The 25,767-nt window shown below is 69.2% G+C and carries 23 protein-coding genes; 14 read left to right on the top strand and 9 right to left on the bottom strand.

The window, feature by feature from the left end; genetic code table 11:
* Positions 1–159: 159 nt before the first annotated feature.
* On the top strand, positions 160–873 hold the full coding sequence (locus tag ML539_RS12255) for a TatD family hydrolase (RefSeq protein WP_243324242.1): 714 nt from the start codon (positions 160–162) through the stop codon (positions 871–873).
* Entirely contained in the window at positions 870–1,616 is a 747-nt protein-coding gene (locus ML539_RS12250; RefSeq protein ID WP_243324241.1) for a tRNA threonylcarbamoyladenosine dehydratase, read from the top strand. Before ML539_RS12255 ends, ML539_RS12250 begins: the two co-directional genes overlap by 4 nt.
* Here the strand turns inward: ML539_RS12250 and ML539_RS12245 are convergent.
* Complete coding sequence (locus tag ML539_RS12245; RefSeq protein WP_243324239.1) at positions 1,607–3,142, bottom strand: PAS domain S-box protein; 1,536 nt, start codon at positions 3,140–3,142, stop codon at positions 1,607–1,609. The genes ML539_RS12250 and ML539_RS12245 overlap by 10 nt on opposite strands.
* 277 nt (positions 3,143–3,419) lie before the next feature.
* Between ML539_RS12245 and ML539_RS12240 the strand changes: the two genes are divergently transcribed.
* Entirely contained in the window at positions 3,420–4,298 is an 879-nt protein-coding gene (locus tag ML539_RS12240) for a DUF817 domain-containing protein (protein WP_243324237.1), read from the top strand.
* 16 nt (positions 4,299–4,314) lie between these two features.
* Here ML539_RS12240 and ML539_RS15570 read toward each other — a convergent pair whose 3' ends face one another.
* The 3 genes from ML539_RS15570 to ML539_RS12220 form a co-directional block, all read right to left on the bottom strand.
* Entirely contained in the window at positions 4,315–5,940 is a 1,626-nt protein-coding gene (locus tag ML539_RS15570) for an ATP-binding cassette domain-containing protein (RefSeq protein WP_279341641.1), read from the bottom strand.
* Between the two features lie 109 nt (positions 5,941–6,049).
* The gene (locus ML539_RS12225) at positions 6,050–8,023 is read right to left on the bottom strand and encodes a M56 family metallopeptidase (RefSeq protein WP_243324235.1); all 1,974 of its coding nucleotides are present in this window, start codon (positions 8,021–8,023) and stop codon (positions 6,050–6,052) included.
* A gap of 320 nt (positions 8,024–8,343) precedes the next feature.
* On the bottom strand, positions 8,344–8,733 hold the full coding sequence (locus tag ML539_RS12220; RefSeq protein WP_243324233.1) for a BlaI/MecI/CopY family transcriptional regulator: 390 nt from the start codon (positions 8,731–8,733) through the stop codon (positions 8,344–8,346).
* A 217-nt stretch (positions 8,734–8,950) separates the two neighbouring features.
* Here ML539_RS12220 and ML539_RS12215 point away from each other — a divergent pair, with 217 nt between their 5' ends.
* The 4 genes from ML539_RS12215 to ML539_RS12200 all read left to right on the top strand — a co-directional run bounded on the left by ML539_RS12215 (position 8,951) and on the right by ML539_RS12200 (position 13,778).
* Positions 8,951–9,337, top strand: coding sequence for a BlaI/MecI/CopY family transcriptional regulator (locus tag ML539_RS12215; RefSeq protein ID WP_243324231.1), 387 nt, complete (start codon positions 8,951–8,953; stop codon positions 9,335–9,337).
* Complete coding sequence (locus ML539_RS12210; protein ID WP_243324228.1) at positions 9,334–11,523, top strand: M56 family metallopeptidase; 2,190 nt, start codon at positions 9,334–9,336, stop codon at positions 11,521–11,523. The genes ML539_RS12215 and ML539_RS12210 overlap by 4 nt, the downstream gene beginning before the upstream one ends.
* A gap of 171 nt (positions 11,524–11,694) precedes the next feature.
* The gene (locus tag ML539_RS12205) at positions 11,695–12,069 is read left to right on the top strand and encodes a BlaI/MecI/CopY family transcriptional regulator (protein ID WP_243324227.1); all 375 of its coding nucleotides are present in this window, start codon (positions 11,695–11,697) and stop codon (positions 12,067–12,069) included.
* Positions 12,066–13,778 (top strand): M56 family metallopeptidase, encoded by a 1,713-nt coding sequence (locus ML539_RS12200; protein WP_243324226.1) that lies wholly within the window; start codon positions 12,066–12,068, stop codon positions 13,776–13,778. Before ML539_RS12205 ends, ML539_RS12200 begins: the two co-directional genes overlap by 4 nt.
* Before the next feature lie 103 nt (positions 13,779–13,881).
* Here the strand turns inward: ML539_RS12200 and ML539_RS12195 are convergent, their stop codons facing one another.
* Positions 13,882–14,337: a single-stranded DNA-binding protein gene (locus ML539_RS12195; RefSeq protein WP_243324224.1), complete on the bottom strand. Its 456-nt coding sequence runs from the start codon at positions 14,335–14,337 to the stop codon at positions 13,882–13,884.
* A gap of 125 nt (positions 14,338–14,462) precedes the next feature.
* On the opposite strand from ML539_RS12195, the gene ML539_RS12190 reads away from it, so the two are divergent.
* The 3 genes from ML539_RS12190 to ML539_RS12180 all read left to right on the top strand — a co-directional run bounded on the left by ML539_RS12190 (position 14,463) and on the right by ML539_RS12180 (position 16,380).
* On the top strand, positions 14,463–15,176 hold the full coding sequence (locus tag ML539_RS12190) for a gamma-glutamyl-gamma-aminobutyrate hydrolase family protein (protein ID WP_243324222.1): 714 nt from the start codon (positions 14,463–14,465) through the stop codon (positions 15,174–15,176).
* 68 nt (positions 15,177–15,244) lie between these two features.
* Entirely contained in the window at positions 15,245–16,033 is a 789-nt protein-coding gene (locus tag ML539_RS12185) for an enoyl-CoA hydratase-related protein (RefSeq protein ID WP_243324221.1), read from the top strand.
* Positions 16,034–16,083: 50 nt separating this feature from the next.
* Positions 16,084–16,380: a hypothetical protein gene (locus ML539_RS12180; protein ID WP_243324219.1), complete on the top strand. Its 297-nt coding sequence runs from the start codon at positions 16,084–16,086 to the stop codon at positions 16,378–16,380.
* On the opposite strand, the gene ML539_RS12175 is transcribed toward ML539_RS12180, so the two are convergent.
* Genes ML539_RS12175 through ML539_RS12165 form a run of 3 tightly spaced genes read right to left on the bottom strand, consistent with a single transcriptional unit; the run spans position 16,377 to position 20,463 of the window.
* Positions 16,377–19,181, bottom strand: coding sequence for a serine/threonine-protein kinase (locus ML539_RS12175; RefSeq protein ID WP_243324218.1), 2,805 nt, complete (start codon positions 19,179–19,181; stop codon positions 16,377–16,379). The genes ML539_RS12180 and ML539_RS12175 overlap by 4 nt on opposite strands.
* Positions 19,182–19,192: 11 nt before the next feature.
* Positions 19,193–19,495 (bottom strand): PH domain-containing protein, encoded by a 303-nt coding sequence (locus ML539_RS12170; protein ID WP_243324216.1) that lies wholly within the window; start codon positions 19,493–19,495, stop codon positions 19,193–19,195.
* The gene (locus tag ML539_RS12165; RefSeq protein ID WP_243324211.1) at positions 19,495–20,463 is read right to left on the bottom strand and encodes a transketolase C-terminal domain-containing protein; all 969 of its coding nucleotides are present in this window, start codon (positions 20,461–20,463) and stop codon (positions 19,495–19,497) included. Before ML539_RS12165 ends, ML539_RS12170 begins: the two co-directional genes overlap by 1 nt.
* Before the next feature lie 104 nt (positions 20,464–20,567).
* On the opposite strand from ML539_RS12165, the gene ML539_RS15565 reads away from it, so the two are divergent.
* Positions 20,568–21,554, top strand: a complete 987-nt coding sequence (locus tag ML539_RS15565; RefSeq protein ID WP_279341639.1) for a hypothetical protein — start codon at positions 20,568–20,570, stop codon at positions 21,552–21,554.
* Positions 21,554–24,019 (top strand): ATP-dependent helicase HrpB, encoded by a 2,466-nt coding sequence (gene hrpB, locus ML539_RS12155; RefSeq protein WP_243324210.1) that lies wholly within the window; start codon positions 21,554–21,556, stop codon positions 24,017–24,019. The genes ML539_RS15565 and hrpB overlap by 1 nt, the downstream gene beginning before the upstream one ends.
* 35 nt (positions 24,020–24,054) lie before the next feature.
* Here the strand turns inward: hrpB and ML539_RS12150 are convergent, their stop codons facing one another.
* A complete protein-coding gene (locus tag ML539_RS12150; protein WP_243324206.1) occupies positions 24,055–24,723 on the bottom strand; it encodes an aldolase/citrate lyase family protein in 669 nt (222 codons plus the stop codon).
* A 29-nt stretch (positions 24,724–24,752) separates the two neighbouring features.
* On the opposite strand from ML539_RS12150, the gene ML539_RS12145 reads away from it, so the two are divergent.
* Entirely contained in the window at positions 24,753–25,277 is a 525-nt protein-coding gene (locus ML539_RS12145) for a GNAT family N-acetyltransferase (RefSeq protein WP_347710767.1), read from the top strand.
* 103 nt (positions 25,278–25,380) lie between these two features.
* Entirely contained in the window at positions 25,381–25,749 is a 369-nt protein-coding gene (locus tag ML539_RS12140; protein ID WP_243324201.1) for a holo-ACP synthase, read from the top strand.
* Positions 25,750–25,767: the final 18 nt, after the last annotated feature.

Raw genomic sequence — 25,767 nt, 5'->3', positions numbered from 1 at the left:
AGCCGCCCCGGGGGCAGAGCAATTTATGCCATGTTTTTGACAATCCATCTTCAATCCGGCTGCACCGATGCAGCGACATCATTCCATCCACGCTCCTCGATCCGGCTTATCATGGGGGAAGGAACCCGGATCGCCCGATCCATCCGCCGAGCGAACGTCATGCCCCCTCTCTTCGATGCCCACAGCCACCTGCCGAAGGTCGGTGCGCCGGAGCCTGTGGCGCACGGCCGGGACCACCGACGCGTGGTCTGCGGAACCTGCGAGGCGGATTGGCCCGCGGTGCTGGCCCACGCGGCCTCCCAGTCAGAGGTTCTCCCGATGCTGGGCCTGCATCCCTGGTTCGTGAGGGATGCGGCGCAAGGGTGGGAGGCGCGGCTGGAGTCCCTGCTCCGTTCCCATCCCGCCGGCGTGGGGGAGTGCGGGCTCGACTTCGCGCGCAAGGAAGCCGACCGGATCGGACAGGAATCGGCCCTGCGCCTCCAGTTGCGGCTGGCCCGTGTCCTGCGCCGGCCCGTGGCGATCCACGTGGTCAAGGCCTGGGGGACGCTGCTGGAGGTGCTCCGGGAGGAAGGGGTGCCACCGGCCGGCGCCCTGGTCCATGCCTTCTCCGGAAGCCCGGAGACCGCCCGGGCGCTCCAGGCCATGGGCGTCTTCCTGTCGTTTTCCGGCGCCCTCCTGAAGCCCGAACAGGCAGGCGTGCGGGAGGCTCTGCGGTCGGCTTCACCCTCCCGCCTGCTCCTGGAGACGGACGGCAGCGTGGAGCTGGAGCGGGTGATGGAGGCCGCCGCGGCGATCCGCGGGATCAGCGTGACGGATCTCGAGCTCCTGGCCTGGGAGAATGGGGGCCAGTGTTTCAAGGAGCTCATGGCATGAGGTGGTATTCCCGGAGTGAACTGCTGCTCGGAGAAGCGGCCCTGGATCGGCTGCGCGCGGCACGCGTGACGGTCTTCGGCCTGGGTGGCGTGGGCTCCTTCGCCGTGGAGGCCCTGGCCCGCGCGGGCGTGGGGCACCTGCGCCTGGTGGACCACGACGTGGTCGGCCCCAGCAACCTCAACCGCCAGCTCTTCGCCCTGCGCTCCACGATCGGCCAGCCCAAGGCCGAGGTGGCCGCCGCCCGGGTGCGGGACATCAATCCCGACTGCGACGTGGAAGCCCGCATCACCTTCATCCACACGGACACGCTGCCGGAGCTGCTCACGCCAAGGCCCGACGTGATGATCGACGCCATCGACTCCATGTCCTGCAAGGTGGCCCTCATGCGCACCGCGCACGAGCAGGGCCTGCCCATCATCTCGGCCATGGGCGCCGGCGGGCGCACGGACAGCAGCCAGGTCCGCGTGGGCGACCTCAGCCACACGCGCCTCTGCCCGCTGGCGGCGCGGGTGCGCAAGGAGCTCCGCAAGGTGGGCATCACCCAGGGCATCCGCTGCGTCTACTCGCTGGAACCCGCCGACAACAAGCGCCCCGCCAACCCCGTCGACATCGAGCCCCATCGCGGCCCCGGTCGCCAGCGCCGACCCGTGGGCACCATCTCGTACATGCCCGCCATCGTGGGGATGAAGGTCGCCGAGGAGGCGCTGCGTCTCCTCCTGGCCCGAGAGGGCGCTCAGGACTGACGCCCCTCCACCGCGCGCCGGATCACCGCCTGGAACTGCCCGCTCTGATAGGGCTTGGCCAGGAACCCCGCGAGACCCCGGCCCAGGAAGTCCGCCACCACGTCCTCCTCGCTGTAGCCGCTGGTGAGCACCACGGGCACCCGGGGATCGATCTCGTGCATGCGGAGGAAGGCCCGTCGCCCGTCCAGGTGGGGCATGGTCAGGTCCATCAGCACCCCGGCCAGCTCCTGGTGCCGGAGCTCGAAGAGCCCCAGGGCCTCCTGGCCATCCGCCGCCTCCAGCGCCTGGAACCCGTAGGCCTCCGCCAGCTCCCGCGCCACCGCCCGGGCCGCCGGCTCGTCATCCACCACCAACAACAGGCCCCGGCCCCGCCATCCCGGACCGATGAGCCGAGGCGGCCGGTGCTCCTCACCCTGGACATGGGCCGGGAAGAAGAGCTTGAAGACCGAGCCCCGGCCCACCTCGCTGTAGACCTTGAGGCTGCCGTGGTGGCTGCGGAGGATGCCCAGCATGGCGGAGAGCCCCAGCCCCCGGCCCGTGAACTTGGTGGTGAAGAAGGGATCGAAGATGCGCTCCCGCACCTCGGCGGACATGCCGCAGCCGGTGTCGCTCACCTCCAGGGTCACGTAGTGGCCCGGGGAGAGCGGCAGGGCCGGCAGCAGGCCCACATTGGTGGCTTCGTCCACCGCCTGCAGGCCCGTCCGCAGCGTGATGAGGCCACTGACCTCCTCGCCGATGGCCTCCGAGGCGTTGGTGACCAGGTTCATGACGAGCTGCTGCATCTGGGAGGGGTCCCCGGAGATGCGGGGCAGGTCCGGCGCCAGGTCGTAGCGCACCACGGCCTTCTTGGAGATGGAAACCGCAAGCAGCTGGGTCATCTCCGTCACCAGGCGATTCAGGTCCACATCGATGACCTGCAGGCGGCCCTTGCCGGCATAGGCCAGGAGCTGGCGCGTGAGGTCCGCGGCCTTCAGGGTGGCCTGCTCGATCTGGTGGAGGTAGGGCAGCGCCGGGCTCTCCGGCGGCAGGTGCATGGCGCCGAGGTTGGCGTTGCCCAGGATGGTGGTGAGCAGGTTGTTGAAGTCGTGGGCGATGCCGCCGGAGAGGACGCCCAGGCTCTCCAGCTTCTGAGACTGCCGCAGGGCCTCCTCGGCCTCCTTCCGCTGGGTGATGTCCGCTCGGATGGCCACGAACCGTTCGGGTCGGTTGTGCTCGTCCAGGAAGGGGACGATGGTGGTGTCCACCCAGTAGAAGGATCCGTCCTTCGCGCGGTTCTTGATCTCGCCCTTCCAGACCTTGCCCGCCAGGATCGTCTTCCACAGCCGGGCCATGAAGATCCTGGGGTGGTGGCCGGAATTGATGATCCGGTGGTCCTGGCCCAGCAGCTCCTCGCGATCGTACTTGGAGATGGCGCAGAACTTGTCGTTCACGTAGGTGATCCGGCCTCGCGAGTCCGTGACCGCCACAATGGCATGCTCGTCCAGGGCCTGCTTAAAATGCTCCAGCTCCCGCAGCAGGCGCGCCATCCTCGGGCTGGGATGGCTCTCTCGATGGGGCTCATCGCCTCCCCCTGCCGCCGGTCCGTTCGTGCCTTGCTTGAGTGTCACTGGACGCCCCTGTGCCGGAAGCACTGAATGGAATGGGTCTCAATATAGGCTTCTACAGCTACCAGGCAAGATAGACCTAAAGCACGAGGCCAAGCCATCCCGGAAGGGGGATCGCCCCATGCGTTCCCCTCCCGGCCTCCTGGGACCGACAGGGAAACTGATATGGTTCAAGGTCCATCAGCCGAGCCCGATCCTCATGCCCTCCTCGTACTTTCCCCGCCTGCGCTTCCCCGATCTGAAAGAGCTGGACGAGCGCCTGATCCATCCCGCCGATCGGCCTGACCTGGAGGGTCCCAGACGATTCCTGGCGGAGTTCTGGTCCTTCGGGCTCAAGGAGGCCCGGGCCTGCCTCTTCGCCGGGCTCTTCTTCGGTGCCGTGTTCTCCATGCCGAGAGGCGGCCTGATGGGTCTGCCCCGCTACGACCTCCTGCTCCTCGTGGCCCTCGGCATCCAGGGATGGATGGTCTGGTCCCGGCTCGAGACCCTGGACGAGCTCAAGGCCATCACCCTGTTCCACGCGATCGGATTCGCGCTGGAAGCCTTCAAGACCTCCCAGGGCATACGGTCCTGGTCCTATCCGGACGCCGCCTACACCAAGGTCCTTGGCGTGCCCCTCTTCTCGGGGTTCATGTACGCGGCCATCGGCAGCTACCTCATCCAGGCCTGGCGCCTCCTCCACGTCCGGGTGGTCCACCACCCGCCGTACTGGATGGCCTGGGTCCTGGCCACCCTGGTCTACGCCAACTTCTTCACCCACCACTTCATCGGCGATGTCCGCTGGTACCTGGCCGCCTGCGCGCTGGGCCTCTATGCTCGGGCCACCGTGATCTTCCGTCCCCTGGACCGGGAGCGGAGGATGCCCCTGCTGCTGGCCTTCGTGCTCATCGGCTTCTTCATCTGGCTGGCCGAGAACGTCAGCACCTTCCTGGGCATCTGGAGATACCCCAACCAGCTCGGCGCCTGGTCCCGGGTGCATGTGGGCAAGTGGAGCTCCTGGTCGCTCCTCATCATCATGACCTTCACCATCGTGGCGAACCTCAAGCACATCAAGGAACGGATCCACGTGCCCGAGTGAGCCCGGGGGGGACGGCTCACCTTCCTGTGGGCGCCATGTACTCGGCGTAGGTCCCCTGGAAGTCCTCGATGCCGTCGTCCGTGAGGTGCCAGATGCGGGTGGCCACTTCGTCGATGATGTCCTCGTCGTGGGTCACGAAGAGGATGGTGCCCTCGTAACGCTGGAGCGCGTCGTTCAGCGCGATGACCGCCTCCAGGTCCAGGTGGTTGGTGGGCTCGTCCAGCACCAGGATGTTGGGCTTCTGCAGCATGAGCTTGCAGAACAGCAGGCGGCAGGACTCGCCGCCGCTCAGTACGTCCGTCATCTTGTTGCCCTCTTCGCCGCGGAAGAGCATCTGGCCCATGACGCCGCGGATCTGCTCCTTGGTGGCGTCCGGGTCGAACTGGTGCAGCCAGGTCACCAGGTCGTAGCCCTTGGGGATGCTCTCGGCGAAGTCCTGCGAGAAGTAGCCCACGTTGGCCTCGTGGCCCCACTTCACCTCGCCCGCGTCCAGCTTCAGGCCGCCTTCGGTCACCTGGGGCGCATTGGCCAGCAGCGCGTTCAGGAGCGTGGTCTTGCCGATGCCGTTGCGGCCCATGATGGCGACCTTCTCGCCGCGCTGGACCATGGCGGTGAAGCCCTTGATGACCTCGTGGCGCCCGCCCGTCCCGTCCTTGGCTGTGTCGTAGCCCTTCTTCACGCCCTCGAACTCCAGCGCGTAGCGGCCGCCCGGCTTGCCTAGGTTGAACTTGATGAAGGGCCGCTGGATGTTGCTGCGCGCCAGGTCGCTGGGCTGGAGGCGCTCCACCTCCTTGCGGCGGCTGTTCACCTGGCTGCTGCGGGTGCCCGCCGCGAAGCGCTGGATGAACTCATTGAGCTGGGCGATCTTCTTCTCGCGCTGGGCGTTCTCGGATTCGATGCGCGAGCGGATCTGCATCTTGGCCATGACCATGTCGTCGTAGCCGCCGGAGTACTGGATGATCGTCTGGTAGTCGATATCGGCGATGTGGGTGCAGACGTTGTTGAGGAAGTGGCGGTCGTGGGAGATCACCACCACCGTGCCCTTGTAGCGGTCCAGGAATTCCTCCAGCCAGTGGATGGAGTCCAGGTCCAGGTGGTTGGTGGGCTCGTCCAGGAGCAGGGCCTCGGGGTTGCCGAACAGGGCCTGGGACAGCAGCACGCGCACCTTCTGGCCGCCCTGCAGCTCGCCCATCTTCCGCTCGTGGAGCGCCTCGGGGATGCCCAGGCCATCCAGCAGCACCGCGGCATCGGCCTCGGCGGTATAGCCGTCCTCGTCGGCCACGATGCCCTCGAGCTCGGCCACACGCATGCCGTCCTCGTCCGTCATCTCGGCCTTCTCGTAGATGGCGTCCCGCTCCTGCAGCGCCTTCCAGAGCCCCGCGTTGCCCATGATCACCGTGTCGATGACGCGGAACGCGTCGAAGGCGAACTGGTCCTGGCGGAGGATGCCCATCTTGCGGGGCCGCTGCACGGTGCCCGTCTGCTGCTCCAGCTCGCCGGCCAGGATCTTCATGAACGTGGACTTCCCCGCCCCGTTCGGCCCCGTCAGGCCGTAGCGCCGGCCCGGGTTGAAGGTGGTGGTGACGTCCTCGAAGAGGATCTTCGCGCCGTAGCGCATGGTGACGTTCTGGACTGCGAGCATGCGGACTCCCGAACCGACCATTGTACGGGAGGATCCTTGATTCTCCGAGAGCCCAGCTCCAAACGAGGCCCTGCGGGCCCCGTTTGGAGATAGGCGGCTTCGCCGCCGCTCAGGGCTTCTCTGTCCTGATGACCTTGTTCAACTCGTCCCAGAGCGCGGAGGGGTTCTTGTCCTTGAGGTCCAAGGTGATCCGGGCCCCAGGCTCGTCCGGAGGCACCTGCACCCGGACTTCCTGCGGGATCCCGGCCTCCGGCTGCCTTGCCAACAGCTGTTGGAGGGCCTGCAGCACTGCCGGCGCCGGGACATTCCCAGCCCACACCTGCACGTTCAGCCCTTCTGGGATCACGCCGAGCTGGGCGGTGAACCTGGCCATCCGCTGCATGACGATGGTGCCGGGTTTCTTGTCCTCAGGATTGAGGGAACGGAAGGTGGCCCGGGCCAGAACCACACGCTCGACCCTTACGGGGTCCACGCCCAGAAACAGGTAGGTCCAAAGGCCATGTGGATCCTTGGCCTTAGGATCGGCCTTCAGATCCAGGTCCACATAGCCCTTGGATGGGTCCGCCGGCGCCTGGTCGAGCTGTTTCAAGGCCTGCATCAAGCTTCCGAACGGGACCGTGTTCACGTGGACGTAGATCGTTCCTGCGCGACGGAGGTCATCCGCCGAATCGCGGTCATAGCGGCGGAGCCACATCGTGCCTTCCGGCGGCCTCTGCCCGCTGACGAAATGGGGAGAAAGCTCGGTCCCGGCCACTTGGCCTGTCCCCGCGGACGGTGCCGGTTTCGTACGCTCGGCATCCAGGACCATGCGGAGCTCGTCCGGGTTCACATCACTGAGTTCGATGGTGAGCGCCCGATCACCCATTGAAGGTGCCCGACCTGATTTCTCGACCCTCTGGAAAAGGAACGGCGCGGGCTTCAAATCGGCTAATTCCCTGAGTGCGGCATCCACGAGATCTAGACCAGCCTCCTTCGCGACAACAGACAACCTGGATTTGCCCGGGAGCGGACTGAACTTGGGTGTTGCAGCATTCAGGCGGCGGATGATCACCCCATGCAACGGGCAGGATTGGAGAGTCAGCCGTTTCTCTTGGGCATGGTTTTCAAGAATCAGGCGTAGTTCGGAAGGGTCCACCGCCGGAAAGTTGTAAGAATAAGGCCCGATTTCCGGCTTGGGTTCTGTGGGGATGGGCAATCGAAGCTCTGTGACCGGTCCGCTGGCTGGAATGGATGAAAGTCGGTCAAGCGCCTGTAGACCGAATTCTGCTGGCACTCGGACCCCGTCGAAGGCGACCTGACCGGCCTTGGCCACGCCGTCGGAACTGGAGTCATTGAACCGTCGGAGGACGAGTTCGTTTCCAGAGGTGGACACCGCCTCCTGGGGCCGGGCGGCATGAAGCATGAAGGAAAAACCGATCAGTAGCGCCACGACCACTCCCGCGCGTGGAGCCAGGGGGATCGGGGCCATGGGTGAAACAAGTCGACGAATGCGGTGCATGAACGAACCTCCGATGGCGCCCACGGCCAGAGCCTGGGCGACGTGTCGTGGGGGATCCGGTGGGCGGCAAAGGGCCTCCAGCCGGGTGAGCGCGGCGGCATAGTCCAGGGCGTCCCCCGTCGTTCGCACCGCCAGATCGTCGCAGCACAGCTCCCGTTCCTGACGGATCTTCGCGGAGACCCACCACACGGCCGGGTGGTAGAAGAGCAGCACTTCGATGCAAGACTGAATGAGGTTGATGGCGAAATCATGGCGCAGGATGTGGGCCAGTTCGTGGGCCAGCACCAGCTCCATCTGGTCCGGTGGCATCCCAAGCAAAGCAGCGGGCGGGACGAGGATCACGGGCCGAAGCCAGCCCATCACCGTGGGTCCCGACACTCGATTGCAGAGGAGCATCCGGATGTTGCTGGCCAGGCGCATGCGCTGACACAGCCGCAGGAGCCGGAGCTGGATATCGTCCTCGACTGCCACAGTCTCCGGCCGATGGCGAAGCCACTGCAGCCAAGCCCAGCGGCCTGCCAGCCGCAGGCTCAAGAGAGCAACCCCTGCCATCCAGATGGCGACGCAGATGGGCAACCAGGCCACGGGGTTCCCTGGACGCGGTGGCACTTCCGGAACCGCGGAGATTTGACCGGTGGGCTGGTGGGCTCCAGAGCCCTCGGCCAGGGCCCGGATCGGTGGCGCCCCCGCACGGGGCGCCACATGGCCAAGCCACTGCCAAGTCGCCACTGGAGAGGCGGCCATCATCGTCAGCGCCAGGCATGCGAGCCCGTACCTCAGTCGCGGCGACCTTCCGGTGGTGAGCCAGAACGCTATGGCCAACAGGCCCGCCAGAAGCGCACCCTCCCAGATGAAATGGATCAGGGTCCACCCCAAACGAGCCATGAGCGGGGAAGCCATCCAGGTCATTTCCGCCCCCGTTCCGAGCGTGCCTGCTCGATGAGGGCCTGGATCTCGTCCAGTTCCTTGGTGCTAGGCCGCTTGGCATGGAGGGCATGGACCAGGAGCTGCAGGGCCGATCCCTCAAAGGCTTTATCCACCAGGTCTCGGACCATGCCCTGGCGGGTCTCCTGCGCTTCCTCGGCTGGGCGGTACACATGGCTCTTAGCCTGCTCGTCCCGGAGCAACAGCCCCTTTTCCGCCATGATCTGCATGGTTTTCAGCACTGTGGTGTACCCAAGCTGGCGCTCGGGCTTCAGCCCTTCGTGGACCTGCCGGACCGTGCCTGCTCCAAGGCGCCAGAGCACACGTAGGATGGCCAGTTCGAAATCCGAAGGACGGGGAAGCTCAGACATGGGGGCTCCGGGATGTCCCAGAATCTACGGCATCGTCCGTAGATTGTCAACGGATGTTTCCGTAGATCTGTTCCCCTGACTTCACCCGTGCTCCAAACAGCGCCTGCGACCGCCGTTTGGAGTCAGGTCAGCCCCGGCGCCGGAAAGAAAATCCGGAGCCGGGGTTGACACATACACTTTTTATCGTAGGTTTTCCGGTGTAATCCCAGGACACTCCATGCGACACCCCCTGAACCGCCCTACCGATGTGGAACTCTCTGTCCTCCGGACTTTGTGGGACCTCGGCCCGGCCACGGTGCGCCAGGTCCACGAAGTGCTCGGCGCGGACAGGGATCTGGCTTACACGGCTGTGCTGAAGATGATGCAGACCATGGTGGACAAGGGGCTGCTGCTTCGCGATGAATCGGGGCGCTCCCATATCTACCGTCCCGCCCAGGCCCGGGAGCACACCCTGAGGCACCTGGTGGACGACCTGCTGGAGCGCGCCTTCGGCGGCAGGGCCCTGGACCTGATGGCCACCACCCTCTCCAGCCGGAAGCTGGACTCCGACGAGCGCGAGGAGATCGCCCAGCTGCTGGCCAAGGCCAAGGAGAAGCGTCCGTGATCCCCCTGCTCGAATCGCCCGCGGCCCAGCGCCTCGCCTGGACCCTGCTCCACTTCCTGTGGCAGGGCGCCCTGCTGGGCCTGGCGGCCTGGGTGGCGTTCTCGCTCTTCAAGCGACGGGCCCCCCAGCTTCGCCATCTGGCGGGTTGCGCCTTCCTCCTGGCCTGCCTGGGGAGCGCGATCACCACCTTCATGCTGCTCTCGCCGGTTCCTCATGTTCCGGGTCAGGGCCTGAGCTTCGCCCTGCTTCCGGGCTCTCCAGAGGCCCCCTCCACACCGCTCGTGGCGTCCGCAGCCGCACCCTTGACGACCACCCTCCCCTGGCAGGCCCGTCTGCAGCCGTACCTGCCCTGGATCCTGGCCGCATGGGTCGCGGGTGTCCTGGCCTTCAGCCTTCGCACGGTGGGTGGATGGCTCTGGCTGCGCCGCCTGAAGGCCGCGGCTACGTCCATCGTCGAGCCGCCTTGGCTCGGGCGCCTGGTCCGCAGCGCCGCCCTCCGCCGCGCGGTGCGCTTCGTCGAGTCCGCCCGGGTGGCAACCCCCATGTGCATGGGCCTCCTGCGCCCGGTCATCCTCCTGCCCCTGGGCTTCTTCGCCAACCTCGATCCCCTGGCCGCCGAGGCGGTCCTGGCCCACGAGCTCGCCCACATCAAGCGCCTGGATGGCCTCGTCAACGGCCTCCAGTGCGTGATCGAGGTGCTCTTCTTCTTCCACCCCGCCGTGTGGTGGATCTCCCGCCGGATCCGGACCGAACGGGAACACTGCTGTGACGATGCCGCCGTATTGGCCTGCGGTGACGCCGTCTTCTACGCCGAAACCCTGAGCCGCCTCGATGAATTCCGCGACCGGCCCCCGTCCCTGGCACTCCGCGCCAGTGGAGGCAATCTCATGGAACGCCTGCGCCGCCTGCTCCTCGCCGACCCGCCCCAGCTGCGCTTCGCCACGCCCAGCCTGCTCCTCGTCGCCGCCCTGGCCCTGGTCTCATCACTCCCCGCCCAGGCGGAGCGACTGGAAGCCGCCCTGACCCGGATCGAGAAAGCCGTGTCCCATCGGACCGTGACACTGCCGGTCGCGGCCGACATCCCCCACGATCCCTTTGCCTCGAATCCTCGGGTCATTCCACCCTTCGAGTCCATGCCGCTTCCCCGCGCCGCAGGGCCTGCCGGCACCCTCCCGGTCGCCCAGGAGCCGGTGATGACACCTCCTCCGTCTCCGGCAGGTTCCGAGACGCAGCCCGGCCCGGCCCAGCCGCCCGCCAAAGAGACGTTTTATCCTGCTCCCACGAAAGCCCATCCCGCGCCCATCGCCATCCCGGTGGTCGATGCGAAGAGCCTGTCCATCCTGCCGGGGACGGCCGTCCGGACCCTCCAGGCCCCCCCGTGCCCCGTCCTCATCCGGGACGAGCTGCTCACCTGGCCGAAGAAGGGCTATGCGGTGCAGGTGCCCGGCCAGTCCCTGGCCAGGGCCACCCTCCAGAGCGAGTCCAGCCTGGCCTATTTCGAGGTCCGGGCCCTCAACAAGTGGGGCGCCCCGTTCGAGGGCAGCCGCCATGGCCTCGGAACCCCGGAAGCCGCCTTCCTCAACACGAGCGACACGCCCACGACCGTCTACTTCGTCGTATGGACGAGAACTGGGTACCCCAGCGACGGAAAGATCCAGATCCTGTTGACCATCGAGCCCCTGGCCCCGGCCGCACCTTCGCAGGAACCCCGACCTGACGCCCCGGCTTCGGGGGAAAGGGCGGGCACTCCCGTGACCCTGGACAGCGGCCCCCAGCCCACCCTGGAGGAGGTCCGCCCCCTCGTCCGGACCGTCGTGGACAAGACCACCTGGGGCGCCACCGCGATCATCGTGGAGCTGAAGGTTCGAGGCAAGGGGCGGTGGAATCGCGCCTTCACGAACCACTGGCCCAGGTCGGAAGAAAAGGATCGTGCGATCCAGGCCATCGGCCCGGACATCGAGGGTTGGCTGATCGACTTCGAGACCCTATCCCGGGATCCCCAGAACGCGGCGCGTACCACCCGCCAGGCCTTCACCCTGCTGATGGACCAGAATCGGGTGATCCACTGGCGCCTGCAGTATCCCTGGACCCGGCCCAACGAAACCATGCCTGACATCAGCCGGCCGCGATACTCGGAACCAAAAGCCCCGCCCGTTCCACCGCTCCCCCCGCCCCACCGTCCTTGACCCCTGGACGCAAGAACCATCAAAGGGACGGAGCCCGAAGGCGCCGTCTCGCGGACTTCTGAAACCTTGGTGTAGGCACCACCCAGAAATAAAGGATCGAGGATGTTGACATATACACTTTTTATCGTATATTTTTTGCTGTAATTCTCGGGATACCCCATGCGCCACCCCATGAATCGCCCCACCGACGTGGAACTCTCCATTCTCCGGACTTTGTGGGACCTCGGCCCGGCCACGGTCCGGCAGGTCCACGAGGTCCTCGGCGCCGACCGGGACCTGACCTACACGGCCGTGCTGAAGATGATGCAGACGATGACGGACAAGGGGCTGCTGCTCCGGGACGACTCCGAGCGTTCCCACGTCTACCGGCCTGCCCAGGCCCGGGAGCACACCCTCAAGCACCTGGTGGACGACCTGCTGGAGCGCGCCTTCGGCGGCAGCGCCCTGGACCTGATGGCCACGACGCTTTCGAGCCGGAGGCTGGGCGTCAAGGAACGCGAGGAACTGGCTCGGTTGCTGGCCCAGGCCAGGCAGAAGCGGCCATGATCCCCCTCTTCGGGACCCCCTTCGCCCAGCGCCTGGCCTGGACCCTGGTCCACTTCCTCTGGCAGGGCGCCCTGCTGGGCCTGTTGGCCTGGGCCGCCTTCACTTGGACGCGGCGTCGGAGCCCCCAGGTCCGCTATCTGCTGGGCTGCGCCTTCCTGCTGGCGTGTCTGGGAAGCGCCGCGACCACTTTCACCCTGCTGGCTTCTCCTTCAGCGCCCGTCACCACCCCTGCCTCCGGCCCTCTTCCCGCCCCATATGCGCCTGTGCCCACGGTCGGTTCGGCCTCCGCTCCGGATGTCGCGCCCGCCCAGTCCCTCGCTCGACCTTGGCAGACCTACCTGCAGCCGTACCTCCCCTGGGTGGCGGCGGCCTGGGCCCTGGGCGTCCTGCTCCTCAGCCTTCGGACTGCGGGTGGCTGGCTCTGGCTGCGGCGACTGCGAGCTGCAGCCAGACCCATGGCCGAACCGGGCTGGCTCGAAGACCTGGTGCGGCGCACGGGGCTGCTCAGGGCCGTGCGCTTCCTGGAATCGGCCCGGGTCGCGACGCCCATGTGCCTGGGGCTGCTCCGGCCGGTCGTCCTGCTTCCCCTCGGGTTCTTTGCGAACCTGGATCCCCTCGCCGCCGAGGCCGTCCTGGCCCACGAGCTCGCCCACATCCGCCGCCTGGATGGGCTCGTCAACGGCCTCCAGTGCGCGATCGAGATCCTCCTCTTCTTCCACCCCGCCGTGTGGTGGATCTCCCGCCGGATCCGGACCGAACGGGAACACTGCTGCGACGACGCGGCCGTCCAGGCCTGCGGAGACGCCGTCTTCTATGCCGAAACCCTGAGCCTCCTCGATGAATACCGCGGGTGGACTCCATCTCCGGCCCTCCAGGCCAAAGGAGGCGACCTCATGGAACGCCTGCGCCGCCTGCTTTTGTCCGACCCGCCCAAGGTGCGCTTCACGATGCCTGGCCTGGGGTTCGCCGCGGTCCTGGCCCTAGTGGCGAGCTTGCCCGCCCCGGCTGGAAAGCCCCAGACACGGTTACCGGCCGCCGGATTCCCGGCGCCCCTTCTGGAATCCGCTGCCGAGGCTCCCCAGATGCCTGTCATTGCCCGACGCATCCAGGCCCTCCCTGACCGACCTCCGCAGGTCTTTGAATTCCCAAGCGCCCCCGGGCCCATCGCAGCGCTTCCCCCGGGTCCGATCCAGGCGTCACGAATGGTCGTGGCGGAGTACCCGGCGCAGGTCTCCGGAACGCCGAAACCATCGCCTCCGCCGGAGGAAACCCAAACCCCGCAAAAACCGGAAGCTGTGCAGCCAGACCCAAACGACGAGGCGCCGTGGCCAGCGTGGCAGGTGGCCCGGAGGCGACCTGCTTCAGCGTTCGGTCCCGATCTGGACTGCGGACCCGAACCCACGCCGGAAGAGGCTCTGGCCTTCGTCAAAATCATGGCCGAGCGGTCCCTGTGGGGTCCGAACACACAGATCCAGGATGTGAAGGTGCTCGGGAAGGTCCGCTGGTATTCCGCCCTCACGAACCGCTGGCCGCGCGGAAAGGACGCCGACACCATCATCGGCTGGGAAATCACCTTCCTCGCCAAGCCGACCCAAGTCATGGCGCCCATCGGGCGTCCTCGGCTTCGATCCATCCTCGTGGACAAGGATCGTGTGGTCCATTGGCACACCCATATTCAGGGGACCTGGAACAACGTCATGCCGAGATAAGACCACCTGGCTTCAGTGCCGGAAAATTCTTCCTGACCTGCAAAACGGCGCCAATGGCGCCGTTTTGCAGCCGTGCCGAACAGGCCGGCGGAACCCTAAATGTTCAGAAGGGGATGTCGTCGTCGGGGAAGCTGCCGCCGGCGGCCGGGCTGGGCGCGCCGTGCTCTTCAAAGTCCTGGCTGCCGCCGCGGCCGTAGCCACCTTCCCGGCTGCCGCCGCCGTCCTCCATGCGGCCCAGCATGACGAAGTTGTCGCAGCGGATGTCGCAGGCGGTCTTCTTCACGCCGGCCTGGTCGGTGTACTCGCGGTACTGGATGCGTCCCTCGATCATCACCTGCTTGCCCTTGCGCAGGTACTTCTCGGCGATCTCGGCCTGCTTGCCCCACACCACGATGTTGTGCCACTCGGTCTTGCTCTGCTTCTCGCCGGCCTGGTTCTTCCAGGTCTCGGTGGTGGCCACGGAGAACCGCGCGACAGACTGGCCCGAGGGCGTGGACTTCAGCTCGGGGTCGCGCCCGAGGTTGCCGATGAGCAGAACCTTGTTCAATGAACCGGACATGATGTCCTCCTTTGTATCGGCGGAGCTCTCCGCCTCACCGTCGACTCAGACCATCTGAGGGGGTGGTAGGGTAATCACGATTCCCCCGGGGCCCAGGCATGTCAAGCGGCAACTCAAATCTTCTGGTGAGCTGTAAAAACAAGTCCGGCGCCGAGAAGCATTACCTTCCGGCCCTGAAGGCCGCGGGCTGGGCGGGGCCCATCCTGCTGGTGGCCCCCGGCGATCCCCTGCCGGATCTGACCGGGATCGCCGGCCTCCTGCTGACGGGCGGCGACGACATCCACCCCCGGCACTGGGACGAGGCCGAGGCCGTCCATCCCAAGGCCGACGTGGACGCGGGCCGCGATGGCTTCGAGATCCCCCTGGTGCGCGCCGCCTGGGAGCGCCGCCTGCCCATCCTCGGCATCTGCCGCGGCGAGCAGGTCCTCAACGTGGCCCTGGGCGGCAGCCTGGTCCAGGACATCCCGGACCACTACGGCTGCGAGCCCTCCCGCCACCAGCACGGCACGCCGGACCAGCCGGACATGCGCCACCGCGTGCAACTCGCCCCGGGCTCGCGCCTGCGGGCCCTGCTGGGCGAGGACGTCTTCCTCGTGAACAGCCGCCACCACCAGGCCGTGAAGCGCGTGGCACCCCTCCTGGCGGCCGTGGGCTGGCACCTGGACACGGTCCATGCGGCCACCGGCCCGCTGGTGGAAGCCGTGGAGACCACCGATCCCACCCGCTGGGTCTTCGGCGTCCAGTGGCACCCCGAGAACCTCGTCGGCCTGAAGGGCCCTGCCGGCGACGCCGCCCGTGACCTCTTCGCGGCGTTCGCCAAAGCGATCGGCCACAGATAAACACAGATGGTAGTTTTCTCTATCCGCGTTCATCTGTGTTCATCCGTGGCTAACCCCCTGGAGTTCCCATGCCCTCTCCCATCCGCTTCGAGATCCGCGACCGCGTCGCCACGCTGACGCTGGATCGGCCGGACAAGCTGAACGCGCTGGTACCGGAGATGAAGGAGGGCTTCGAGGAGGCGCTGGCGAAGGCTGCGGAGCCGGGCGTGAAGGCGCTCTTTCTGCGGGGCGCGGGGCGGGCCTTCTGCGCCGGCGGCGACCTCGGCTGGATCTCCGCGGCCCTGGCGGAGGGACGCTGGGCGGAGCTGGAGTCCCTGCTGGACCTGGGCGCTGCCGTGGCCCACAGCCTGGCCACGCTGCCGAAGCCCGTGGTGGCCGTGGTCCAGGGCCCGGCGGCGGGCGCGGGCATGAGCCTGGCCCTCTGCGCGGACCTGCGCCTCGCCACGCCCGAGGCGTCCTTCGGCATGGCCTTCGTGAAGATCGGCCTCCACCCGGACTGGGGCGGCAGCGTCATGCTCTCGCGCCTTGTGAACCCCGCCGTGGCCGCGGAGCTGATGATGACCGGCGACACCCTGGACGCCGCCCGAGCCCAGGCCCTGGGCCTCGTGAACCGGATCGTCCCCGCGGACCAGCTGGAGGCCGCCGTGGAAGCCCTCGCCCAGCGCCTGGCGGCGGGGCCCGCCGAGACCTTCGCCCGCATCAAGGCCACCCTGCTCCGCAACCAGGGCCTGGATGCCGAGACCCTGCAGGTCCGCCTCCAGGCCGAAGGCGCCCAGATGAAGGCCGCCATGCGGCACCCCGACGCCAAGGAGGGCCTGGCCGCCTTCTTCGAGAAACGGACGCCCCGATTCGCCTGATCCTCCATCCGAGGTGGTGCAAACCGGCATTGTGATAGATTTTTATGTCTATGCCGCCCATCCTCACCATCTGTGCCGATTGCGAACGCCAGGCCCTCCGCAGCCCCCGGCGCGGCAAGGCCATGACCGAGGCTCTGGCCTGCCTCACCCAGCTGCTCCTCAGCCGCAAGCGGCTTCAGGGGCTTCAGATCGTCCGGGAATCCTGCCTGCAGAACTGTCCCTTCGGGCGGATCTGCGTCGCCCTCAGCCAGGGCGATCAGGAAGTACGGCATCACCTCTCGCCGGAGGAGGACCTCAAGGCCGTGGCGGCGAAGCTCGCAGGCACCGCCCGGACTGAATCACGCTAGCGGGGCTCCGCCAGAAAGGCGGCCCGTGCGGCTTCGAGTTCGGCCCGGATCTCCGGAGCCTGGCGGTTGGGATCCTCGATCGCCCGCACCAGCTCGGCCAGGGCGGCGTCGCGCTGGCCCGACCGGGCCGCCAGCCAGGCCTTGGCCCGGTGGACGTAGGGCGAGTCCGCAGACCCGGCCGGAATGGCGAGGAGCCACTTCCCGGCTTCCTTCAGGTCGGGCCTGGGCCTGCGGACCAGACATTCCGCGGCCGCAGCCTGGGCGTTCGCCCGGACATCCGGAGTCACCCCTTCCGGCAAGAGCTCGAGGACCTGCCGGTAGCCCGCCAGGGCCGGGCCGAAGCGCTGCTGGAGGCGCTCCAGCTCGGCCGTGTAGAACCGGCACTCGGCCTCGATGGTCCGCAGCCCCGAGGCCTCCGCAAGGTCGAGCGCGCGGCGGTGGAAGACCGCGGAACCGGGCAGGTCCCCCTTCATCTGGGCCAGGATGCCGAGGTTCCGCAGGCAGGTGATGCGGCCCACCCGGTCACCCACGGACTCGCGGGTCGCCAAGGCCGCGGTCAGCCGCACCTCGGCCGCCGGCAGGTCCCGGGCCATGAGCGCGACCACCCCCAGGTTGTTCTGGGCCAGGGCCTCGCCCCATCGGTTCCTCAGCCCCTGCTGAAGGTTCAGGTTGCTCTGGTAGAGGGCTTCGGCGGTCCCGAGATCGCCCCGCTTCAGCGCCAGGTTGGCCAGGTTGTTCTGGGCCAGGGACTGGTAGACCTTGTCCCCGGTCTGCTGGCTGAGCTGGAGGGAACGCTCGTAGAATTCCCGGGCCGCCTTGGACTTCCCCCGCTCGGCCGCGATCAGCCCCAGGTGGTTGTAGGCGATGATCTCCCCATCCCGGTCGCCGATGGCCTGGGCCAGAGCCAGGGTGGCTTCCCGGAGCTTCTCCGATTCATCGAGCTGCCCGAGATCCTTGGCCAGGTACGCCTTCAGGCCCAGGGTCCGCCCCTCGGCCCACCGGTCCCCCGTGGCCTTCGCGGACATGAGCGCCCAGTTGGCGACCGCGGGCGCCTGATCCCGGCCGAGGCGACGGAGGCAGGCGGCATAGGCCGACACGGCGCTGGAGAAGGCCGGAGCCTTCATGGCGGCGTCCTGGAGATAGGGTTCGCTTCCCTTGAAGTCCCCCTTCAGGAACAAAGCCTTTCCCTGGGCATAGGCCGCAAAGGCTTGCGGCGGCACCGGCGTGTTCTGGACCGTGCCTGCCCGAAGTGGGTCCACCTTCCGAAGCAGGTCGTTGGCGGCGGGATCCACCAGTTCGTAGGGCGCGAACGAATCCTGGCGGGGGGCCCGAGCCGCCCCCGAGAAGCGGACGCGTCCCGATCCGTCCACCAGCTCGTAGGTCAGCACATTCACCTGCCCGGCGGGGTCCCGGCCCAGGGTTCCCCGGAGGAACAGCTGGGCGCCCAGGGCGTTGGCGATCCGGGGCTGGCTGGCCGGATCCAGGGCTTCTGCAGCGGAGATCCGGAGGGTCGACAACACCCGGGCCACGGATTCGGGTTCCACCACGTCCAGGTGCGGCGAGCCCCGCAGGGCCGTCGACAGGAGCTCCGTCATGCCCACGCCCACCTGGGCCTCGAAGGCCGGATCCCCCGTGGCGTTGCGGATCGGCATGACCGCCATCCGCGGCGGACGTCCCCTGCCGAGGTCCCCGATGATGCTGCGTCCGAACAGGTAGTAGGCGCCCCCCGCCACCATGGCGAGGCCGATGGCGAGGCCTGCGGCCCACCTTACGGCCGGGTTTCCCGCCAGGTGGCGGCTGATGGCATCGGCCACCTGGCGGCTCGTCGGCCGCTTGGCCGCTTCCCGCAGGAGCATGGTCCGCAGCAGGGCCCCGAGCCATCGGGGCAGCCCCCGACCCCGCAGCGGCCGGAGGTCGCCCTGGATGGTGGCCACCATCCTCTCCCGGCCCTCGCCGGGAAACGGGTGGTCCCCCAGCAGAAGCTCCCAGGCGACCACACCCAGGGAGAACACGTCGCTCGCCGGACCGGCGCGCCTCCCGCGCATCTGCTCTGGAGACGCATAGGTGGGGCTGCCCATGAACACGCCGGCTTCCGTCATCTCGCCCCAGTCAGAAGGCGACGGAGAGGGAGGCGCGGAGCCCACGCTCGTCCGTTCCTCCCGGTCCGGGGCCGGGACAGCCGCCAGCGTCGGTCCGCTCTCCTGCGGGTGAGACAGGCCCGCGAGATTGAGGATGTTCCCGGTCGGATCCTCCCCCTCGGCCGAGGTTGCATCCACGAGCCTGGCCAGGCCGAAATCCAGGACCTTGACCTGGCCATCGGCATCCACCATCACGTTGCTGGGTTTCAGGTCCCGGTGGATGATCCCCTTGGCGTGGGCCGCCTCCAGGGCGAAGGCAATGGCGCGCAGGACCTGGAGCTTGCGCCGGAGGTCCAGCCCCTTCGCCAGCTCGGCCAGGGTCTTCCCCTCGATGAACTCCATGGCGATGTAGGCGCTCCCGTCCGCCTCCACCCAGTCGTGCACCTGGCACACGTTCCGGTGGTTGAGCTGGGCCAGCGCCTTGGCCTCCCGGCGGAACCTGGCCTTGGCCATGGCCTTCCCGTCCTCGCCCAGGTGGATCGCCTTGAGGGCGACCCTCCGCTCCAGCACGGGGTCCCAGGCCAGATACACGGCCCCCATGCCTCCCCGCCCCAGGAGAGCCTGCACCTGGAAGCGGCCGATCCTGGACCCCGCGGGCAGGACGCCGGCCCCGGAAGGGCGCCGGGACTCCGGATCGGGAGGCGCTGGCGTCGCTGGCGGCATGGCCTCCCCTCTTAGCGCATGCCCCGGCTCTGCGCGGCCTCGATGAGCTCCTTGATGCGGCGGGCGTCGGCCTTGGTGTGGCCGTGGCTGGTAAGGGGGTCGCTGCCGCCGGTGCTCTCGATGACGATGTCCGACCAGAGCAGGCCGGTCTCGATGCGCACGCTGGCCACCTTGGAGAGGTGGATGCTGATCTCGTTCACCGTGAACCACGACCGCTTCCGTCGGATCACGGCCGCCTCGGTCACCTCGATGACCGTGGCGAAGAGGTGGTTGCCCTTCGTCCAGCGGCTGGCCTGGAAGGTCTCGGTGGCCATCAGAGGGCGGCCTTGGCGGCGGCCATCACGGCCGCGGGCGTGACGCCGTAGGCCTCCAGCAGCTTCTCGGGCTTGCCGCTCTGGCCGAACTGGTCCTGCACGCCCACGCGGCGCAGGGGCATGGGGTGAGCCTCGGAGAGGATCTCCGCCACCACACCGCCCAGGCCGCCGTGGGCCTGGTGCTCCTCGCAGGTGACGACGGCCCGGTGGGCCTTGGCCAGCTTCAGCAGCGTCTCCCGGTCGAAGGGCTTGATGGTGGGGCAGTGCAGCACCGTGGCCTCGATGCCTTCGGAAACCAGCCGCTCCGCAGCCTCGAGACAGATGGACGTCCCCAGGCCGCAGCCCACCAGCAACACGTCCGTACCAGGGCGCATCATCACAGCCTTGCCGATCTGGAAGCGGTAGTCCTCGGCATGGATACGGGGGAACTTGTCGCGGGTGAGGCGGACGTAGACGGGGCCCTGGTGGGCATAGGCGGCGCGGATGGCCTGCTTGGTCTCGAAAGCGTCCGCGGGCGAGATCACCGTCATGCCGGGGATCATGCGCATGAGGGCCAGATCCTCCAGGCACTGGTGGGTGCCGCCGTCCTCGCCCACGGTGAGGCCCGCATGGGTGGCCACGATCTTCACGTTCTGGTGGCCCACGCCACAGGCCTGGCGCACGAACTCGTAGGCGCGGCCCGTGGCGAACATGGCGAAGGTGCTCACGAAGGGCACCACGCCCGTGGTGCTGGCCCCGGCGGCGGCGGCCACCATGCCCTGCTCGGCGGCGCCCATGTTGAAGAAGCGCTCCGGGAAGGCCTTGGCGAACTTGCTGGTGCGGGTGGAGCCCGCCAGATCCGCGTCGAAGACGACGATGTTGGCGCCCTCGTTGCCCAGCTCCACCAGGGTGTCCCCGTAAGCGTCCCGCAGGCTGTCCATCGTCACGCCCGCCTTGCCGCCCACGCCCGCCGTCTCCATGCCCGCCATGAGGTCTCCTTGAGGCTCCATTCTACGCGAGGGAGGCCGGCGCTGCCGCGCGGCGCCGCATCGGGATCGCCAGAGGCGGTCCCGCAGGTTGGTAGGCTGGAAAGATGCGACGTCCCCGACCCGCCGCCCTCCTGTGGGGCCTCTTTGCCGGCCTCGGCCTCGCCGGGGCCGGCCTGCGCCTCCGCGCCCCCCACGCCCCGGCCCTGCCCTGGATCGGGGGTGCCCTGCTCGTACTGCTGGCGTTCCGCCTCTCGGCGATGGCCCTGGACTGGCGCCGGGGACGCCTCCCGGGCACGCGCCTTCTGCTGCCGGGCCTGCTGCTGGCCGAGGGCCTCGGACTCGCCCTGCCCGGCCTTTCGGCCCCGGCCGCGAAGGTCCGGCTGGGCATCGCCCTGGCGCTGGAGGCCCTGCTGCTGGTCCTGGCCCTCCGGGCCTGGCGCACGGCCCGGTTCGGGCCCGGCGCGTGGCCCGAGGACCGGATCGCCGCCGCCTTCGAGGCCCTCGTGCCTCCGCGCGCCGCCCGGCTCATGGCCCTTGAGCTGGTGATGCTCGGCGGCGCCCTGCGCTTCCTCCTCGGCGGCTTCCGCGATCCTGCCCCAGAAGGCTTCAGCCACCATCGGGAATCCGCCCTCCGCAGCTTCCTCCCGGCCCTGCCCCTCCTCATCCCCGGCGACGTCCTGCTGATGAAGGCCCTCTTCTCGGGAATGCCGGCCTGGGCCCGCTGGACGCTGCACGGCTCCACGGTCTACGCCGTGCTCTGGCTGGTGGGCCTCTACGCCTCGATCAAGGCCCGTCCCCACCAGGTCCAGGACGGTGAGGTGCGCCTCCACCAGGGCCTGGTGAAGTCCGTGGCCTTCCCGGCGGCCTCGGTGCGGTCCGCCGCGCCCCTGCCGGACTTCGACGACGACTGGGCCCGCCACGCCCACCTCAAGGGCGTGTCGAGGCTCGTCGCCAAGGGGGCGCCCCTGCTGGAGCTGGCCCTGGCGGCCCCCGTCCGGGTGGACGGGATGCTGGGCGCCGGCCGGCCCACCCAGCGGCTGCTGGTCTCCGTGGACGACCCGGCCGCCTTCCGCGCGGCGCTGGGGTGCTGATGCGAACGCCCCTTCCCATCGACCCCCTGCTGCCCCGGATCGTGGCCAGCCTGCGGGACGCCCCGAACCTGGTGCTCCAGGCCGATCCCGGCGCGGGCAAGACCACGCGGGTGCCGCCGGCCCTGCTGGAGGCGGGGCTTCTCGGGGGCGGCGAGTGCTGGATCCTGGAGCCCCGGCGCCTGGCGGCGCGGCTCGCCGCCACCCGCGTGGCCGACGAGCTGGGCGAGGCCCTGGGCGAGCGGGCGGGCTACGCCGTGCGCTTCGAGCAGAAGGTCTCGAAGGCCACGCGCCTGCGCTTCGTCACCGAGGGCCTGCTGCTGCGGCGCCTGCACGGAGATCCGCAGCTGAAGGGCATCGCCGCCGTGGTGCTGGACGAGTTCCACGAGCGCCACCTGCACACGGACCTGGCCCTCACGCTCCTGCGCCGGCTCCAGCGCGCCGCGCGACCGGACCTGAAGCTCCTGGTCATGTCCGCCACCCTGGATCCCGGCCCCGTGGCGGCCTACCTCGACGCGCCCGTGCTGCAGAGCGCGGGCCGGGCCTTTCCCGTGGACACGGCCTTCCTGCCCCGCCCGGACGACCGGCCCGTGGAGCTGCAGGTGGCCGACGCCCTGGACCGCCTCTACGGCGACGGGTGGAAGGGGCACACGCTGGTCTTCCTGCCCGGCGCCGCGGAGATCCGCGCCTGCCTGAGGGGCTGCGAGGCCCTGGCCGCGCGGCGGGGCCCGAGCCTCCGGCCCCTCCACGGCGAGCTGTCGCCCGAGGCCCAGGCTTTCGCCCTGGAGGCCACCGGAACCCCCAAGGTCATCCTCAGCACCAACGTGGCGGAGAGCTCCGTCACCCTGGACGGCATCGGCGCCGTGGTGGACACGGGCCTGGGCCGCGAGGCGTCCCACTCGCCCTGGTCCGGCCTCTCAGGCCTGCGCACCGTGCGCATCAGCCAGGCGCGCTGCACCCAGCGCACGGGCCGCGCGGGCCGCACGGGCCCGGGCCGCTGCCTGCGCCTCTTCACGGAGGCCGACTTCGGGGCCCGCCCCGCCTTCGACACGCCGGAGCTGCAGCGGGCGGACCTCGCCGAGCCGCTGCTGGCCCTGCATGGCATGGGCATCACACGGCTTTCTGAGCTCCACTGGTTCGAGGCGCCTCCCGAGGCCGCCGTGACCGCCGCCGAGGGCCTGCTCGCGCGCCTGGGCGCCCTGGCGGACGGCGCCCTCACGCCCGTGGGCCGGCGCATGGCGGACCTGCCCCTGCACCCGCGCCTGGCCCGCCTGGCCGTGGCCGGCGAGGACCTGGGCATCCCGCAGCTGGCCCTCCGCGCCGCGGCCCTACTGGAGACCGGCAGCCTGTCGGCCCGCCAGGGCCTGGATCGCGGTCCCGTGAAGACGGGCCACGGCGCCGACTCGGACCTGCTGCTGCGCCTGGACCAGTTCGAGGAGGCCGAGGCCGCGGGCTTCGGCGCGGGCGCCTGCCGGGCCGCTGGGCTGGACGCCTCCGCCGTGCACCGCGCCAAGCGGGCCGTGCAGTCCCTCTCGCGCCTGCTGCCTGCCGTGCCGGAACCTGCGGATGCCGAGGCGCGCCTGCTCCGGGCCCTCCTCGCCGCCTACCCCGACCGCGTGGGGCAGCTCTCGGCCAACGGCACCTGCGCCTTCGCGGGCGGCGGCGGTGCGAAGCTCGACCCCGCCAGCCGCGTGCGCCGGCCCGGCCTCGTCCTGGCGCTGGAGGCGGAGGCCGCGAAGCAGGGCACGGGCACCCAGACCCTCATCCGCCTGGCCTCCCGCTGCGAGGCCGACTGGCTGCTGGACGCATTCCCCGAGCGCCTGGAGGCCGTGGACGAGCTTCAGTTCAACACCTTCGCCGGACGGGTGGAGCGTCGTTCCGAGATCCGCTTCGACGGACTGGTGATCGATGCGAGCCGGGGGCCTGCGCCAGCAGACCCGCAGGTAGCGGGCCTGCTGGCGCAGGCCCTGAGGGAACGGCCTCTGGACGAGGTGCCTGCGCGCTATCTGGCGCGCCTCTCCTTCCTGCGGAAGCACCGGCCGGACCTGGATCTGCCCGAGGACCTGCTGGGCCCGCTGCTGGCGGGAGCCTGCGTCGGGCGGACGACGCTGCGCGAGGTGCAGGACGTGGACTGGCCCGCGGCCCTGCGCCAGGCCTTCCCCCCAGAAACCCTGCGCCTGCTGGACACCTGGGCCCCGGACGCCATACAGCTGCCCAAGGGGCGGCCCACCAAGGTCCACTACGAGGACGACCCGCCCTGGATCGCCTCGCGCCTCCAGGACTTCTGGGGCCTCAAGAAGACGCCCGCCGTGGCCGGCGGCGCGGTGCCCCTGGTGCTGCACCTGCTGGCCCCCAATATGCGGGCCGTGCAGGTCACCACGGACCTCGCCGGCTTCTGGCAGCGCGCCTACCAGGAGCTGCGCCCCGCCCTCTCGCGGCGCTACCCCAAGCACCACTGGCCGGAGTGAGGGATTCAGTCTGGAGTCCGGAGTCCAGACTTCCTTCAGCGGTCCAGCCCCTCCAACATCGCCCGGGCCCCGGCCTCCAGCAGGGCGCCGTCGGTGCCGGTGGCCAGGAGGGTGAAGCCGTCGGCTTCGTGGGGGCGAATCTCGGCGGCGGTCATGCGGAAGATGCCCAGGGGCATGTGGGCCTCGCGGCAGGTCCGGGCGATGGCCCCGATGGCGGAGCGCACTTCTGGGTGGTCGAACTGCTCGGACAGGCACAGGCTGGCGCTCAGGTCGTAGGGGCCCACGAAGACCGCGTCCACGCCGGCCACGCGGGCGATGGCCGCGATGTCGGTCAGGGCCTCCTTGGATTCGGCCTGCACCACCACCAGGCACCGGCCCTTCACGGCCTGCACCACGGCCTCAGCCTGGGCCGCGGCATCCACGTGAGGCACGATGAGGCCCGCCACGCCGCAGCCTGCGGCTTCGGCCAGGAGATCCGGATCCAGGCGCGGCACCCGCAAGAGGCAGGGCACCGCGCCCTTCAGGGCCGCCAGGGTGCGGGAGGCTTCCGGCAGGCCGAAGCCGCCGTGCTCCCCGTCCAGGAAGAGCCAGTCGAAACCCTGGCGCGCCAGGGCCGTGGCCACCTCCGGCCTCGGAATCTGCACCAGGGTGCCCAGCAGGCGCTCGCCGGCGCGGAGCCGGTCGCGGAAGGAAGTCAGGGACATGCGCACCTCCACCCTCCAGGGTGGACTGGATCCGATCGGTACGGGACCGGTTTGGTAACCTTGGACCCATGCTGACCTTCCGACCCATCGAGCCCCGGGACGACGCCGCCATGGCGGCCCTCATCCGCGCGGTGATGCCCGAGTTCGGCGCCGACGGGCCGGGCTTCGCCCTCCATGATCCCGAGGTGGACTTCATGAGCCGGGCCTACGGCGTACCTGGCGCGGCCTACTTCGTGGTGGTGGACGAGGCCGGGAAGGTGGTGGGCGGCGCGGGCGTGGCGGCCCTGGAGGGCGGCGAGTCCGGCGTGTGCGAGCTGCGCAAGATGTACTTCCTGCCCGAAGCCCGGGGAAAGGGCATGGGCGAGGCGCTGCTGCGGCACTGCCTCCAGGTGGCGAAGGACCTGGGCTACCGCACCTGCTACCTGGAGACCCTCACAGGCATGGACCAGGCCATGAAGCTCTACGGGAAGGTGGGCTTCCAGCCCCTCTGCGCGCCCATGGGCCGCACGGGCCACGGCGGCTGCGACCGCTGGTACGCGCGGGAGCTGGCGTGACAGTCCTCAGTCCTCAGTCTTCAGGCCTCAGTCAGCTCGCGCGCCATGGCTGGCCCTTCCTGACTGACTGCCGACAGCTGACCGCTGACAGCCAGGAGCTCGCATGATCCTCGGCCTCGGAACCGACCTCTGCCCGCCCAGCCGCTGGCGGCACCTCATCGTGCGCTTCGGGGCCGAGAAGGGCGCGCGGCGGATCCTCCACCCGGAGGAGGCAGACTACCTGCTGGGGGGCAACCGGGAGCGGCTGCCCGAGCGGCTGGCGGGACGCTGGGCCCTGCGGGAGGCCTTCGGCAAGGCCCTGGGCACGGGCCTGGACGGCTGGTCCTGGAAGGAGCTGCGCTACGTGAACGGGCGGATGTGGGCCGTGGGGGCCCTGGCCGACCTGCTGGCCGCCCGCGGCATCCGCAAGCTCCACGGCAGCGTGAGCCACGACGGGGACCTGGCCGTGGCCGTGGTCATCCTCGAGGACTGATCCCTCGCTACGCCCGCA

This window comes from Geothrix sp. SG200 (assembly GCF_022808935.1).
GTDB lineage: Bacteria > Acidobacteriota > Holophagae > Holophagales > Holophagaceae > Geothrix > Geothrix alkalitolerans.
The sequence above is the reverse complement of the archived record's forward strand: the minus strand, read 5'-3'. Positions and strand labels throughout refer to the sequence as shown.